Origin of the sequence: Streptomyces chengmaiensis (assembly GCF_029846775.1) — a bacterium.
In the GTDB taxonomy this organism is placed as follows: Bacteria; Actinomycetota; Actinomycetes; order Streptomycetales; family Streptomycetaceae; genus Streptomyces; species Streptomyces chengmaiensis.
Map to the genome: position 1 here is coordinate 1 of NZ_JARWBG010000038.1, position 15,347 is coordinate 15,347.

The window sequence follows — 15,347 nt, forward strand, 5'->3', positions numbered from 1 at the left end:
CGGAGAGAGCCGGACGGCCACTCCTGGGAAGCCACGGTCGGCAAGAACCCGTCAGCCACATCCGGCCCTCCCGGGCCACCTAACAACTTACGGAGAACCTGTGGACGTGCCGACGCTCATCCTGCTGGGCGCAGCAGGCGGCGCGCTGCGCGGACTCATCGATGTCTACAACCGGTTCCAGTCCTGGCAAGCCGCCCGCAGCGCTCATCGCCACACGCCAGACCAACAGGGCGAGTCGCCACCCCGCTTCGCTGAATACTTCGACCCCGTCGCCGACCCGATCGCCGCCGCGGTCCATAGCGCCCTGGTGCCGGCGCCGCCGTGCTGTTCGGCACCACAGGCCAGATCCACGGCGCCTACGCAACGATCGTCGTAGGCATCTCAGCGCCCGTGATCCTCACCCAGCTGGGCCGCATCCAGTCAGTGAGCGATGCCGTGGCCGACACATCGCCAGCCCAGCCCGACGTCGTCCAAGAGGCCGTCACCGCGGCCCCCACCACCGAAGCAGATCAGCCCCCACACAGCCAAACCGCCATCGCGCAGCCCGCCGAAGCCACCGTGCGCAGGGAGGCCCAACCTGCACCCCGGACAGCGCCTGCTCCCCCTGCGGAATCCAGTGTCGATGCGCCGTCTGCCATGAGGCTGGCACACACCCAAGAGACACACAGCGCCCACGACTTCGGCCATCACCGGGCAGCTCGGCCGCTCCCCCGCCGACAGTCCACCGGCGAGGGAGAAACGACACCGTGAGCCCGACCCTCAGCCGACGCATCAGCGCAGCAATCCTCGGTTCCCACCAGACGGCAGACGTCCGCGCCTCAGTCTCACACCAGCGACGGTTCCCTCTGGGACGGCGGCTGCTGATCTCCGTCCTGGGCATCCACGCAGTCCACTCCCCCACCCGCCCGCCAGCCCAGACGGCGCCCTCGATCCGAACCGCACAGGCTCCTGCGCCTAGACGTGCCGACACACACGGCATCCGAGTCTTCTCGCCGACAGAGATGCGCATAGAGGGAAGCCGGCGCCGAGCCTTCCCCGATACGGCCCCGCACCTGCAGCCGCAGGACCGCCCCGACTATGAGCGGCTCCTCGACAGGGCCCTGCACCTGACTCTCCCCAAGCCAGACGCGGACGGCACTGCTCAGCTCTCCCGCGAACAGCTGCGTGTCATGGCGCTTGACGCCACCCCCCTCATCACGGCCGCTGCCGCAGCCGAATACGCGCACTACGTCGATGTCCGTGACGACGCCAACCGCGTCACTCAGCCCCCAGCCGCCCCTCAACCCAGCTCGCCTCGAAACAACGGCAGACTCCTGTACCTGCTGCTCACCGCTACGGTGGTGGCGGCCCTGCTTGTTCTGCCCACGCTCGGAACCAGCGGCACGGCCGCCACAGCCTTCCGCGCCAGCGGCTGGGTGATGGCGGCGATGGCGACGTCCGTCGTTGCGATCACCGCAGTCGCTCGTACGCGCACTGCGCGCAGGCACATGAGGTCCTCTTCTCCCAGGACGCCTGGTGCAACTGAGCGATCCGATGCAGTGTTCCAGGCCAAGCAGGCCTGGCTCGACGCGCTTCTGGAGAGGGGCATGCTGCCGTTTCTCCATGAGGCATCTGCCCCCCAGGGTCCAGCGAGTGCACGCGGCCACTCCCCCATCACGTCTATCGGCAGGGGCCGCACGCCTTACCCACCGCGCCGTGCCCGCCGGGCAACAGAGCGCCCTAGCCATGACGGCATGGACCCCGACAGCCGGGTGGACTGAACCGCCTCCCTCCTGGGGAGTTGAGTCGGGAGGCGACGACAGCCCCTGGCAGCACAGCGACAGCGCATAGCGCTCACCCCTGACGGGCAGCCCCATGACACAGCGAACTCTTCCGCCAAGGCGGAACACCGACCTGCCGCAGCCCGAACCCACCCACTGTTGAATGGGCAACTATCACGGCGTGATAGATCCACGCTGGGGGAGAGGTATCACGCCGTGAAAATCCAGCTTCTCTAGTGCTCCAGCCGTAGATGCGATCTTCATGGTGGTGTTCTGGCGGTGGTAGTCACTGCGGCGGGCGCGGGCTTGGTGCCGTCGGCGCCAGGTAGACCAGCGCAGTCGGTGGGCGAGGTCATGGGCGGGCTGCGCAAGCAGGGCGGTGAACAGGCGCTGGATTTCGTTGCAAGCGAGCGGTATGAGTCCGTCAGGGCTGGTCCCTTCGTCGGCCGGGGCCTGGTGGCGGCGTTCGATGGCTGCGGTGACGGCGAGGATCGCGTGGGCGAGCAGAGCCAGGGTGACCCATCGGTGCCAGGAGTCCCAGCGGCGGATCTGGCGCCCGTCCAGTCCGGCGAGGGTTTTGGAGCTTTGGAGCCTCTCCTCCACAGTCCAACGGCTGTCGGCGACTTTGACCAGGATGGACAGTGGCACCGGGCGGGGTGAGTAGCAGCGGTAGTAGGCGAATTCGCCAGTGCTGCGATTGCGGCGGACCAGTAGGTGCTGGTGGCCCGCCAGGTCGTCTGCGGTGAGGACGACCTGTGCCCAGTCGTACCAGCGGTGGCCTTTCGCACCCGTCCCGGCGGACAGCTTCTGCCAGGCATGGCGTGGGATGCGTTTGGCGAGGTGGGCGGCACGCTGGGGTCCGGCCAGGGTGGGTAGGCGGTGGGTCATGGAGACGGCGAGCACGTAGCCGAGCTGTCGTTTCTCCAGGGCGGTGCGGAGTTTCGGGTTGTCGCCGTAGACCTCGTCGCCGGTCGCCCAGGTGGCCGGGGCCCCGGCGTCCAGGGCCCGTTCGATCATCTGCTGAGCGAGCTGCGGCTTGGTAGCGAAGCCGACCCCGTCGGGAACGGCGGCCTGTCGGCAGCGGTCCGGGTCGGTGGTCCAGGACTTGGGCAGATGGAGGGCTCGGTCGATGGCGGCGTATCCGTGGCGGGAGGTATAGGTGAGGTAGACGGCGACCTGGGCGTTCTCGATCCTCCCGGCGGTGCCGGTGTACTGGCGCTGCACGCCCACCGTGTGGGTGCCGTTCTTCAGGTCACGGTCTCGTCGACCACCAGCACGCCCTGGTCGTCGGCCAGATGCTCCAGCACGAATTCGCGCAGGTCATCCCCTACAAGGTCGGCGTCCCACTTGGCCCGCCCCAGCAGGTGCTGCAGCCCGTGCGGGGTGGCGTCCCCGGTGTGCTCGGCAAGCGTCCAGCAGTTCTTGTGCGGCAGGTCCGCCACCAAGCCGAGCACCAACTGCCTTGTCCAAAGCCGCGGTTCGGCCCCAGCGAAGCGACCCGCGATCCGGCCGATCAGGCTCTCGAACATCGCCTGCCACTGGGCCGGCACTACGCTGTGACCTGCGGCCACCGCTTCATCGTCAGTCCACACACCTCACGATGATCACCGGTGACCGCAGCCACTTCTGTATGAGGTGTCGTCGTGAAGTCGGTGTCCGACAGCCGAAATTCTCTGCTTGGCCGGTGTCGCTGCTGTTATACCACCCTGGTGGACAAGATCAAGATCCGTACCGCGAGTATCGCCGAGGTCCCGATCGTGTTGGCCTTCTGGGCTCGGTCGGCCGAGGGTGCCAGCATCACCGACGACGCGGACGGCGTCACCCGCCTCCTCACCCGTGACCCAGACGCCCTGCTGGTGGCCGAACGGGACGGAGCAATCGTCGGCACGGTCATCGCCGGCTACGACGGCTGGCGCTGCCACCTGTACCGGCTGGCTGTCGACCCGGATCAGCGCCGACAGGGCATCGCCGCCGCACTGCTCGCCGCCGCCCACGAACGCTTCGTGACACTCGGCGGCCGCCGGGCCGATGCCATGGTCCTGGACCACAACAAACTCGGTCAGCACGCCTGGCGCGCCGCCGGTTACCACGCCGAGGACCAGTGGAGCCGCTGGGTCAGACCGCTTACGTGAAGGTCCCGCCAACGTCTGCAGTGCCCGGCAGGATCACAAGTACAGCTGGCTAATCGGGTCTGGCACAGGTTCCGTGAGGCGTTCAGTGACCGTGGCATCAGTGGCATGTGATGAGATGGCCAGACCTCGTCCTCCTGTTGAATAGACAACTATCACGGCGTGATAGGTCCAAGCTGGGGGAGAGGTATCACGCAGGCGTTGACCCAAGGCCGAGCAGCTGGCGCTTGAGCCCGGGGAGGCAAGGGAGCGGTCCTCGTCGAGGTGGCTGCCGCGTAGCGGCCTGTTCAAGTTCGTCTGAGCGGAGCGGAACTGCCTTCCGGTCAGAGCGACAGCGGCGTAATCAGCAACGGGGGAGGGGGGAGCACTCTCTGCCAGGCGAAGCGACGTAGTCACCGCCCCGGGTGCCCGGATGCGGGCCGAAGACAGTGATAACGGCGTAATAAGTCGACGCCGACTGGCAGCTCGGCCCCAGCGGCTGCCCTCACCGCCGAGCCGGATGCAGCCCCGACGCTGCCGTGGCACAGCGCCACCGGGCTCTCAACCCCCTTCCGCGCATGTCAGCCGAGGACCGCAACACGCTGGCCAAACTCCCTACAGAGGACTGATCGCGCCGAACAGGGGACTTCGTCTGTGCAGAAGGCTGAGGCAGAGACCCGCACCATGCAAGGCTAGATCCTCAGGGGAGTCTGGACTCCGTGCCCGAGCCATCGTCCATTACAGCGGGGGAGAGGAACGCATCTGTGAAGCCGCGGCTGACTCGCGCACACCGACTGCTGATCGGGGTGGTGGTCGCCGGTGCCGTCATCATCGCCGGAATCGGCTTCGCTGGTTCGTACGCCGCTGTGCGCGAGCTCGCTGCCCAGAAGGGGTTCGGCGACTTCTCGTACTTCTTCCCCATCGGCATCGACGCCGGAATCTGCGTTCTGCTGGCGCTGGATCTCCTGCTGACTTGGATCCGTATCCCCTTCCCTCTGCTGCGCCAGACGGCTTGGCTACTGACAGCGGCGACGATCGCGTTCAACGGCGCGGCCGCCTGGCCTGACCCGCTCGGCGTCGGTATGCACGCTGTCATCCCCGTGCTGTTCGTGGTGGCGGTCGAGGCGGCGCGCCACGCCGTGGGCCGGATCGCCGACATCACCGCCGACAAGCACATGGAGGGTGTGCGGCTCACCCGCTGGCTGCTCTCACCCCTGCCTACGTTCCTGCTGTGGCGGCGGATGAAGCTGTGGGAGATCCGCTCCTACGAGCAGGCCGTGCAGCTGGAGCAGCACCGGCTCGTCTACGAGGCGCAGCTGCAGTCCCAGTACGGGCGTCGCTGGCGCCGCAAGGCGCCAGTGGAGGCGCTGATGCCGCTGCGGCTGGCCCGGTATGGTGTGCCGCTCGCCGAAACCGCCCCTCACGTCCTGGAAGAGGCCGGCCTGGATCTGACCGCCGCACTGACGGTGGAACGCGTCGATATCCAGGTGGCGGCCGAACGTGCAGCCGACGAGCACCAGCTGGCGCTGGACGCCGGCCAGAGTGAAGCTGCCAGGCACCAGGAGAACCAGGCCGAGGAGCAGCTGTTGGAGAACGATCCTGCGGCTGTGCCGCAGGACGTCGTGGACGCCGGTCAGGCCGCGGGGGAGCCGGTGACCGATCGCTGGCCTGCCACGCTAGATCTGACTGGTGATCGGTCGGCCGTGGCCGACGACGCCGGCTTCCTCCCGGACCGGGACGAGTTGGTCGAGCGCCAGGCCGTCGCCGAGCCCCGTACGTTCTTTGAGCTGCCCACGCCGCAGCCCTTCACCGCGCCTGCGGCCCCGTTGGTCGACGAGCCGTCCACACGTGAGCCGGTAGCGGCACCCACCTCCGCGGCGGTCGACGAGCACCGGGCCGGTGGGGGAGTGCCAGAGCAGACGTCACTGGACCTCCCCTCCCCACGGCTGCCGTCGGAGCCTTCCAGTGAGCCGACCGTCTGGGAATCCACCGTCACTGGCGCCGGAGCGGCCACTGCGCGGCTGCCCAAGCAGCAGACTGACGAGCCTGAACTGGACCCCATTCAACAGCAGATCGTGATGGTCGCCGGGTGGCTGGTCGAGGCCGAGGAAGCCGGGCAGAAGCTCTCCGGCGCGGAGGTCGCCCGCCGACTCGGGCTGTCGCCGAAGACCGGGCAGAGGCGCGTGAACGCCGCTGCCGAGCACCTCGAGGAGAAGCGCCAGCGGCAAGGCCGCGCGCACCTGCGGTCGGTCAACCCCTAAACCGACCGACCTTCAACGAGTGGCCGATGACCGAGCAGTCGTCAGCCACCGTCATGTCCGCTCCCCGTCGGCCGTGACCGATGGGTGTGCAACCGATGGTGCGTGACCGACACCCGTGACCGATGACCGACGGCACTGTGACCGGTCCAGGGCGACCGTGACCGGTGACCGATCCAGGCCTCATCGGCCATCGGTCATGACCGATCCGCCGCGCATCGGTCACCCCTCGCCCCTGCCCGATCGTCGGCCCCGCGTGGGGTTCCAGTGCGCCGGGCCGCAGGTTTGTCCACCTCCCACGGAGGCTTGCCGAGGGTTGCATCGACCGGTCAGGCAGGCTTGCCCACCCCCCTGACTGGCTTGCCCAATCGGTCCCAGGAGGCTTGCCCAGCGCATGGGCAAGCCTGCCACCTGCACTCTTGGGTAGTTGGGCAAGCCTTCGGGCAAGCCGGTCTGAGGAGAGTTCACGGCACGAGATCCGAAAGGAGACGTGCCGTGCTCGACGTACAGCACCCCGCCCGCACCGCCGGCGGGATCTTTCACCGCCTGGATGCGGAGTGGGCAGCGCTGTGCGCAGACGCCGACATTCAGGCCGCCGTGGCCGACTGGCTGGTGGCCGATCGGCTGGCCGACGACGTCGCAGCCGTGACCGACGGCGTGGCCGATTCCTGGGTGCGCACCCTGGGCCCCGCGCAGCTGCTCGCCGCGCTCCGGCCCGCCAGCGGTCGCCTGACCGACGAGCTGACCGATGCCGTCCTGCGTGCCCTGCTGCGTCGTGCGGCCGGCCATGACCGATCGGCCACCCTCGCCGCCCGCATCATCGTCCAGGCGATGATCCCGGCCGCCGTCCGCATCACCCGCGGCCAGGTCCGCCCCTTCGGCGGCCGATCCTTCGACGACATCGGCCACATGACGGTGGCCGCTCTCTTCGAGGTGGCGCGCTCGGGCCGGATCCACACCCGGCCCGGCCGGCCTGCCGCGAACCTCGCGCTGGACACGCTGCGTTACGTCTGCGCCGAACTCGCCGCCGACCGCGAAGTCCGCGCCGAGGACCTGGCCGCCGCCGAGGACCTGCCCGACCGGACGCCGGGACCGAGGCGGATGGCCGAGGCAGCCGAGGTCCGCACCGCTGCCGCGACCGCCGGCCTGACCCCCGCCGGGCCGGCGTATGAGGCCGAGGCGACGAGCGCCCGCCTGGAGCTGCTCGAGCTGGTTCTGGACGCGATGGACGCCGGCGCCCTCTCCCTCGCAGACGGTCGCGCCATTGCCTGGCACTACACCGCCGCCGTGCCGGACACCGAGGCCGCCGCCCGCGCCGGCACCACGGCCGGTGCCTGGCAGCGCCGCCGCTCGCGTGCCGTGGCCCGACTGACGGCCGCGCTCCAGCTGAGGTGCGCGGCATGACCCCACCTGCCTCCCCCGGCCATCGTCCGCCCGCTGCCACGACAGGAGTTCCGCATGCCCCAGACCGCCAAGGCGCCTTTGGACGCCGACGAGGAGCGCGTCGCCCGCGCCCAGCGTCTGCTCATCCAGCTGGGCGCCGCCCTGGTCTCCCAGCCCTTCGACACCCGCACCCACGACCAGCTTCGGGCCTTCCTCGCCGACGACGCCGACGACGTCCTCGCCTCCCTGCAGGCGCTGCAGCGTCGCCCCGAGTCCGAACTGCGCCGTCGCGTCGCCGAGCTGGCCGGCCACAACCTGCTTCCCGCCGGAGGTGCGGCATGAAGATGTCCGCATGGACCCGCCGCCCCCCGAAGGGCGCGGCCACACGGCCCGATGAAGTCGAGCCGCAGGACTGGGACATCGACGAGGGGCCGCAGGATGTGGCCGGCTGGTCGACCGGCGCCCAGGCGAACATGTCAGCCGCGATCCGCTGGACGGCCTGGGGGCTGCTCATCCTCGGCCCGCTGCTGGGAGCTGCCGCGTACCTGTCGGCGCCTGCGCAGGCCGGCCCGTCGCAGAACAAGCCCGCCCAGGCGGCACCGGCCACGACCGGAGCCCAGGGTGCGGCTGGCTTCGCGCAGCTCTTCGTCGCCGCCTTCATCGAGGCGGGGGAGGGCGACCAGGCCAAGCTCGCCGCCTACTACCCGGACGCCACCGGCCTTCGCCTCGAAGGCGATCCGGGACGGCGCCGCGGCGAGCAGCTCACCGTCGTACGGCTGCGGCAGACCGACCGCGGCGTCTGGTCGGTCACGGTGGCCGCCCGCGTCACCGACACCAAGCCCGCGAAGCCGTCGGCGGGCGACCGGACCGACGACAAAGGCGACGCGAAGGCCACGGCCGCCCGCGCCGTGCGGTACTTCCAGGCACCCGTCGCCACCGCCCCCACGGCCGGCGGCGCGAGCGGCTACACCGCCCTCGCGATGCCGGCCGAAGTAGCCGCCCCGGAACGGATCAAAGCCCCCGCACTCGTCTACGGCCCGATGCGGCCGGCCCTGCCAGCCGACCCGCGCACGCAGGCCGTCACCGAGTTCCTGAGCGCCTACCTCACCGGCACCGGCGAGCTCGACCGCTACCTCGCCCCCGGCACCACGCTCACCGCCATCGCCCCCGCTCCGTACACCGGCATCGCTGTCGACACCCTCGCCATCGAGGGCGAGAGGGGCAGCGAGCCGGTGATGACGGTGCCCGGCGACGGCACCACGCTCCGGCTGCTGGTCGCGCTGCGCGCCACCGGTCGCGACGAGGTCCGCGTCCCGCTCACCTACGCCCTCACGCTCAAGGCCCGGGCTGGCCGGTGGGAGATCGCAAGCCTCGACGGCGCCCCCGCCCCCGCGGGCCCAGCAGCGCCCGCCGCCTCCAGCGTGCCGCTGTCCACACCCAGCCCCATCCCCGCCACCACTGAGCCCGCCTCGGCCGACCGAACCAAGACAGCCGCCACCCAGGGGAGCCAGCCATGAGTCACACATTCGCCCGCCCCCTGGCCCAGCGCGTGACAGGCGCCCTGGGCTGGTTCACCGTCTGCGCCGCCGCCATCGGCACCATGCTCCTGGCATGCACCGGCGTGCCGGACGCCTGGTGGCCCGAAACCGGACACGCCCTCGCCGCCAGCCACCCCTCCCGCACGCAACAGGCCCCGTCTCGCGCCGAGGGCAGCGACGCCTGCGCCCTGATCGTGGGCCCGGCTCGCGACTACTGCCTCACGAGCGGCACACGCGTCGCCTCGCCGGTGACGGGCGACCACGCCGGGATCACTCCGGGACGGGCGCTGCTGCTCGTACCGGTCGCAGTCGGCATCACGGCGGCCGTGCGCCTGCGCAGGACTGCCCGATAGCCCCCGCGCCGACGGCCGACACGGCGTCAACAGCGCTGGTCTGCCCGCGCTGCTGTCGCCTTTCAAAACAGACCCCCACCCCCACGCCCTGACAAGGAGAAGACCTGTGCACGACACCGTCATCCTCGCCGCCGGCTGGATCCAGACCGGCACCGGACTCGGCAACGACATCAAGGACCTGATCTTCAACGTCGCCATCCCCGTCCTGTGCGGCGCGTTCGTCGTCATCGTCGGCTTCAAGACCAAGGCGCCCGGGCCGACGATCATGGCCGTGATCTTCGCGGCGATCGTCTGGGGCGGCTCCGCGAACATGGACACCCTCAAGGACAAGACCACCGAGGACATCACCCAGTACGACGGCGGCAACGGCGGAGCCGGCGGACAGCTCACTGGGCCGGGTGACATGTGACCACCAACCTGGTCGACGCCGCCGAGGCCGACCGCGAGCTGATCGGACGCTGCTACACCAAGGCCCGCCGCGCCCCGCTGGTCCACGGCGTCATCCGCGACGTCAACGGCGGCCGCGGGATCCGCCTGCCGGGCGGCCCGTACACGCTCACCCAACTCGCGGCGATCGTGACCACCTTCGTGGTGCTTATCCTCACCCGCGCCGTCTGGGGCGGACACGGGTTCCTGGACGCGGTGCTGCTGCTCGGCCTGCCGTTTACGGCCGCCTTCTTGTTGCGGCACCTGCACATCGACGGCCGCAACCCCGCCGCCGCTCTGGTCAGCGTCATGACGATGCTGACCGGCCCCCAGTGGGGCCGGCTGCACGGTCGGCCCTACCGGCCCGCCCGCCCCACCCGCCGTGACGCCCGCATCACCCTCACCCCCTCCGGCGAGCGCCCGGCCCCTGCCGCCACCGCGGTGCGGCCAACACCCGCCATCGCACCACCCGCCGCCCGACCCGCCGCGGTCCCGCCCGCCACCGGTGCCGCTACAGGTGCCCCCGTGGCGTCCGGCGTGCAGGCCCTGCTGGGCCGCCGCACCGCATCCGCACCCAAGGAGGATTGAGATGCGCCTGCCGATCCGGCACGTCGCGAACAACCTCGTCTTCACCACCCACGGCACCACCTGGGCGATCTGGCGCGTGGCCGCCGCCAACTACTCCCACGCGCCGGCGACCGCGAAGAAGCGTCGCCTGAAGGCCCTCGAGTCGCTCTTCAAGTCGCTGACGGGCGAGCCGATGCTGATGTCGCTGTGCCCCCAGGTCGACCCGATCGCCGTGGTCCGCGCCATGGTCGCCGACGTCGACCTGAAGAAGTCGCCGCGCTACGAACGGCTCGGCCAGGCGGTCCTGGACCAACTCGAGACCATGGAGCTCACCGGCCGCACCGACTGGCTCGCGATCCCGCTGCCGCCGACCTCCCGCAAGGACGCGGCCCTGTCCGCCTTCTCCGCGGCCAAGGCCGAAGTCGCGCTGCAGCTCGGGCTGATGCCCGCGCCCATCACCACCGACGAGATCGAGCAGCGCACGGAGCAGGCCACGCGGATGCACGCGGCGTGGCCCACGGGCGTGACGATGCGGCCGGCGACTGAGGCAGAGATTCTGTGGATCTACGGGCACAGCGCCCGCCGGGGCCTGGCGGAGCCGTTCCTGCCTGACGGTACCGAGCCCGGCGTGCGTGGCCGCGGCCGCAGTGTCGCCGCGCTCGGGGAGGTCCTGCTCGCCGAGGGCGGCGCCGACTTCACCGATCGCAGAGGTGTGCCCGGCAACCCCTTCGAGCGCCGCTTCCTGCAGGTCTCCTCCGAGTGGGGCGACTCCTACCAGGCCATGCTCGCCCTGTCCGAGATGCCGGAGGCCTTCGCTCTGCCCGGTGCGGCCTACCTGCAGCAGCTGGACGATCTGGCCTATCCGGTCGACTGGACGGCCCGCTTGGTCATCACCCCCGGCTCCAAGGCCGAGGCCAAGACCCGCAAGCGGGCCCGGCACCTGAAGGCGCAGGCTGCGGAGTACCAGGGCGACCCGGCCGGCCCGCCTGCCGCGCTGGCGAAGAACGAGGCCGACAACGACGAATACCGGGACCGGCTCACCGCCTCCGCCCGCGAGGTCGAGATCCGCGCCATGGTCACCCTCGCCGTGTGGGGCGCCACCGCCGACGACGCTCAGGACCGCGCCGCCGCCCTCGCCAGTGATTTCGGCGCCACCGACTACACCTTCAGCCGGCCGGTGGGGGAGCAGGCCAACCTGTGGCACGCCATGCTGCCGGGCTGCCGCACCCCCAGGGTGATGACCGGGTACGCCCAGTACCTGCTCGCCCGCGACTTCGCGATGGCCATGCCCTGGTGCGGCAGCGCCTTGGGGGATGAGCGCGGCGGACTGTTCGGCCTGCAGCTCGCCTCCGGCGGCGCCCGGCCCGTCATGGTCGACCCCGCCCGCGGGCCCCGCGAGAACGCCTCCGCGTCGATGGCGTTCATCGGCGAGCTCGGCGCCGGCAAATCCGTCGGGCTGAAGTCCGCCGTCTACAACGTCCTGGCCCGCGGCCACCAGCCCGGCAAGCCCGGCTCCCGCGGCCGCGCCGTCATCGTCGACCGCACCAAGGAAGAGGAATGGGCCCGCTTCGCCAAGGCCTGCCCCGGCACCACCCAGATCATCCGCATCGACCAGAGCGCCGAAGTCTCCCTCGACCCGCTGCGCCTGTACGTCAAGGACAGCCCCAAGGTCGCCGCCCGGTTCTGCGAGTCCTTTCTGACCCTGCTGCTCGGCGTCAAGCCCATGGACCTGGAAGGCGTCGCACTGTCCGAGGCCGTCCAGGCCGTCCTGGAGCGGCCCGAGCCGTCCATGGCCGCGCTCATGGACGAGCTCACCCGCCGCGGCGAACACGACGCACCGGCCCGCAACCTCGGCCGCAAGCTCAAGGCCGTCGCCCGCAAGGACCTCGCCGCGGTCGTCTTCGACGAGCGCCTGCCCATCGTCGACACCGCCCGAGCCGACAGCGTCGTGTTCCTCGTCAGCTCCCTCGCCCTGCCCAAGAAGAGCGAACTGGCAAGCGAGCACCGCATTGAGCGCCTGGAGTTCGAAAAGGTGCTCGGCCGCTCGCTGATGTACCTGATCGCCGCCGTGGCCCGCGAAACCGTCATGCGGCACAGACACGAGTTCGGCGTCGCCGTCTTCGACGAATGCTGGTGGCTCACCTCCAGCGACGAGGGCCTGGAGCTGCTCCTGGAGCTCATGCGCGACGGCCGCAAGCACAACGCCGCCGCCTACGTCGGCAGCCACGACCCGGACGACATCGGCCCGGCCGACTCGGAGAAGGGCGCCATCATCCGCGGACTGATCCCGCACCGGCTCCTGTTCCGCCAGACCACCCGCCCCCTGGCCTCCCGGGGGCTGGAGTTCCTCGGCGTGGACGCCACCGACGCCGAGCTGCTCGACCTGGTCACCGCAGGTCTGTCCCCGCTCGATCTGCCCGACGAAGAAAAGCTCGCCCGCGCCGGTGAGTGCCTCTACCGCGACCTGGCCGGCCGCATCGGCCTCATGAAGGTCCTCATCCCCGAAGACGAAGCCGTCAAGCGCGTCATCCACACCACACCCAGCGACTACCGGGCCGCTGCATGACACGCATCCTCAACTTCCGGATGCGGCTGCGCGCGCTGGGCTCCGCGCGGCTGCGCTTGGCGCTGCTCTTCGCAGCCATCGCCGCCACCACCCTCACCCTGCTCACCTCCCTGCCCGCGCACGCCGAGCCCACCCCCGCGCCCAGCACGCCGGCCGCCCCGGGGCAGCGCACGCCCACGCCAGAGGAGATGGCGGAGATCGAGCAGCTCCTCAAGGAGCAGGGCGAGCGGCTCAGCAAGGCCCAGCAGGCGGCGATGCTCGAAGCGGAGAAGGAGCGCCTGCGCAAGCTGCTGCCCGACGAGGGCGGCGTGCTGGGCGTCTTCAACGTCACCGACGCCAGCGGGCTGCCCATCAGCGTCTACACCGTCAAGTCGGACACCGGCGGCGTGCTCGACTGGGACCTGGGCATCCAGAACCTGCTCACTGAACTCTGCTTCATGGTCACCAAGTGGGTGATCGCGTTCTGCTGCTGGCTCATCGCCTGGGCGCTGTCCTTCGGCTTGGCCAAGCTGCTGCTCGTCCCCGTGCTGTCGGTCGCCAACTCCCTGCACGCCCGCGTCATCTTGGAAATGGGCCTGCCGACGCTGTTCCTCGCCGTGTGCGCCCTCATCTGCGTCGCACGCATCTTCTTCGGCGACAAGGCCCGCGGCTGGGGCGACGCCGCCCTATCGCTCCTGCTGTCCGCCCTGACCGTCACGCTGCTGGCGTCCCCGCCGCAGACCCTGCTGGGGGAGGAGACCGGGGCCATCGCCGTCACCCGCGGGCTGGCCCTGGAGGTCGCCGACGTCATCCTCGACGCCAACCCGGCCACCCCCGAGAAGAACGACGGCGTCACCACCCCGGCCACCGGAACGACCCTGTCCCGGCCACTCACCGACGCGCTGACCGACGCCTTCATCGTCAAGCCGGCCATGCTCCTGCAGTACGGCCGCGTCTTCGAAGGCGAATGCGCCACCGAGTACGCCGACACCCGCCTCAAGCAGCTGGCCTTCGACCGCGCTGTCCACTCGAGGACCAACAAGGTCAAGAAGTACAGCGCCTACGCCGACTACCTCAGCCCGAGTGCGTGGGCAGGGCTTCCCGGACCGTCGGACGCTTTCAACGCCGGCCTGGACATCTCCATGCGCTGGGCCGTCGACCACTTCGGCGACCCTCCGATGGAGCGCTTCGAAGCCAAGTGCGTCCCCGGCGATGTCGACGCTGCGAAGAAGGCCTCGCTCGACAAGCTGGGCGGCGGGTTCTTTCTCCTGATCGCCGCCTTCATCGTCACCATCTTGATCACCGCGCTCGCCGGCAGCTTCCTTGTCGCCCAGTGCGGCATCGCCTGGGACGCCGTCCGCGGGGAGCCTGCCCTGATCGCCGGAACCATCCCCGGCGCGGGCAGGGCGTTCCTGTGGGACTGGGCCGCCTCCGTCCTGCACAGGCTGGGCCAGATGCTCGTATCGGTCGTCGGGCTTGCCGTGCTCATCCTGATCATCCAGGCGGTCCTCAACCCCGTGCAGGACGACTGGGGCAGAGAACTGACCCTGCGGTTCCTCGTCGTCGACATCGTGTGCATCGGCGCAATCAAGAAGCGCAAGAAGCTCGCCGCCCGTTCCAAGCAGGTGGCGGCCAACTTCCGCGCCAAGATGGCAGGTGCCCGCATCGGCGGCACACACGGATCCATCTTCACGCCGCCGGCGACCGCCACCGTCCCGAAGAACCGGCACATCGGCCGCAAGGTCGGCCGCGGCGCCGTACGCACCGCGCTGGTCGGCGTCTCCCTCGCCCAGGGCAACCCACTGGGAGCCCTTGCCTATTCGATGCCGCAGACCGTGGGCGCCACCGTGCTGGCATCCCGCCTCAACGCCAGCCGGCACGGCCGGCCGCACCGCGCCCGGCCCGCCGGCCGCCCGAGGCCCCGTCCCGGCAACCCGCCGGGCCCCAGCCCACAGCCTGGCAGCCCCGGAGCTCCAGGCACTCCGCCGCCCACGCCGCAGGGCCCGCAGCCGCCCCAGGGCGCCCAGCCGCCGCAGCCCGCGCGGCCGCCCGCCCGACCGCGCCCGGCCGGCACCCCCCGCCCGGCCGGCTCGCCCCGGCGCCCCGGCCCCGCCGCGCGGACGCCCCGCCCGCGCACCCCGGCTGCAGCATCGGGCTCGCCCTCGACCGGCGGAAGCGCGCCCTCGGCCAGGCAGAGCAGCCGTCCCCGCCGTCACGTGCAGGCTCACCGAGCTGTCCAGCGCCGCACCCAGCGTGCGGCCACGCCGCCGAGCCGGTCCTCCAGCGGCGCCGGCGGGTTCGACGCCTGGCTGGCTGACCGCGAGGAGCGGGAACTGGCCCGTCGGCGCAGGCCTCCGCGGAGCTCGGCGTGACCAAGAAGCGCAAGAAGTGGCTGGCCGGCGGCGTGAT

At 70.8% G+C, this 15,347-nt stretch carries 11 protein-coding genes and 1 pseudogene; 11 read left to right on the forward strand and 1 reads right to left on the reverse strand.

Going from position 1 to position 15,347, the window contains the following annotated elements:
• Positions 1 to 100: 100 nt before the first annotated feature.
• Complete coding sequence (locus QCN29_RS26070; RefSeq protein ID WP_279931202.1) at positions 101 to 376, forward strand: hypothetical protein; 276 nt, start codon at positions 101 to 103, stop codon at positions 374 to 376.
• 1,657 nt (positions 377 to 2,033) lie between these two features.
• On the opposite strand, the pseudogene QCN29_RS26075 reads toward QCN29_RS26070, so the two are convergent.
• Positions 2,034 to 3,274 (reverse strand): annotated as a pseudogene (locus QCN29_RS26075) (IS701 family transposase); the annotation flags it as partial.
• Between the two features lie 195 nt (positions 3,275 to 3,469).
• Here QCN29_RS26075 and QCN29_RS26080 point away from each other — a divergent pair.
• From QCN29_RS26080 to QCN29_RS26125, 10 genes are all read left to right on the forward strand, one after another.
• Positions 3,470 to 3,892 carry a GNAT family N-acetyltransferase gene (locus QCN29_RS26080; RefSeq protein ID WP_279931204.1) on the forward strand — a complete coding sequence of 141 codons (423 nt, stop codon included), beginning with the start codon at positions 3,470 to 3,472 and terminating at the stop codon, positions 3,890 to 3,892.
• Between the two features lie 740 nt (positions 3,893 to 4,632).
• Positions 4,633 to 6,129: a DUF2637 domain-containing protein gene (locus QCN29_RS26085; protein ID WP_279931206.1), complete on the forward strand. Its 1,497-nt coding sequence runs from the start codon at positions 4,633 to 4,635 to the stop codon at positions 6,127 to 6,129.
• Positions 6,130 to 6,621: 492 nt separating this feature from the next.
• Positions 6,622 to 7,530: a hypothetical protein gene (locus QCN29_RS26090; protein WP_279931207.1), complete on the forward strand. Its 909-nt coding sequence runs from the start codon at positions 6,622 to 6,624 to the stop codon at positions 7,528 to 7,530.
• Between the two features lie 54 nt (positions 7,531 to 7,584).
• Complete coding sequence (locus tag QCN29_RS26095; protein ID WP_279931208.1) at positions 7,585 to 7,851, forward strand: hypothetical protein; 267 nt, start codon at positions 7,585 to 7,587, stop codon at positions 7,849 to 7,851.
• Entirely contained in the window at positions 7,848 to 9,026 is a 1,179-nt protein-coding gene (locus QCN29_RS26100) for a conjugal transfer protein (RefSeq protein ID WP_279931209.1), read from the forward strand. Before QCN29_RS26095 ends, QCN29_RS26100 begins: the two co-directional genes overlap by 4 nt.
• Complete coding sequence (locus QCN29_RS26105) at positions 9,023 to 9,400, forward strand: hypothetical protein (RefSeq protein ID WP_279931210.1); 378 nt, start codon at positions 9,023 to 9,025, stop codon at positions 9,398 to 9,400. The genes QCN29_RS26100 and QCN29_RS26105 overlap by 4 nt, the downstream gene beginning before the upstream one ends.
• 106 nt (positions 9,401 to 9,506) lie before the next feature.
• Positions 9,507 to 9,809 carry a hypothetical protein gene (locus tag QCN29_RS26110; protein ID WP_279931211.1) on the forward strand — a complete coding sequence of 101 codons (303 nt, stop codon included), beginning with the start codon at positions 9,507 to 9,509 and terminating at the stop codon, positions 9,807 to 9,809.
• Positions 9,806 to 10,414, forward strand: coding sequence for a hypothetical protein (locus QCN29_RS26115; RefSeq protein WP_279931212.1), 609 nt, complete (start codon positions 9,806 to 9,808; stop codon positions 10,412 to 10,414). Before QCN29_RS26110 ends, QCN29_RS26115 begins: the two co-directional genes overlap by 4 nt.
• Before the next feature lies 1 nt (position 10,415).
• Positions 10,416 to 12,959 (forward strand): ATP-binding protein, encoded by a 2,544-nt coding sequence (locus QCN29_RS26120; protein WP_279931213.1) that lies wholly within the window; start codon positions 10,416 to 10,418, stop codon positions 12,957 to 12,959.
• A complete protein-coding gene (locus QCN29_RS26125) occupies positions 12,956 to 15,310 on the forward strand; it encodes a hypothetical protein (protein ID WP_279931214.1) in 2,355 nt (784 codons plus the stop codon). Before QCN29_RS26120 ends, QCN29_RS26125 begins: the two co-directional genes overlap by 4 nt.
• Positions 15,311 to 15,347: the final 37 nt, after the last annotated feature.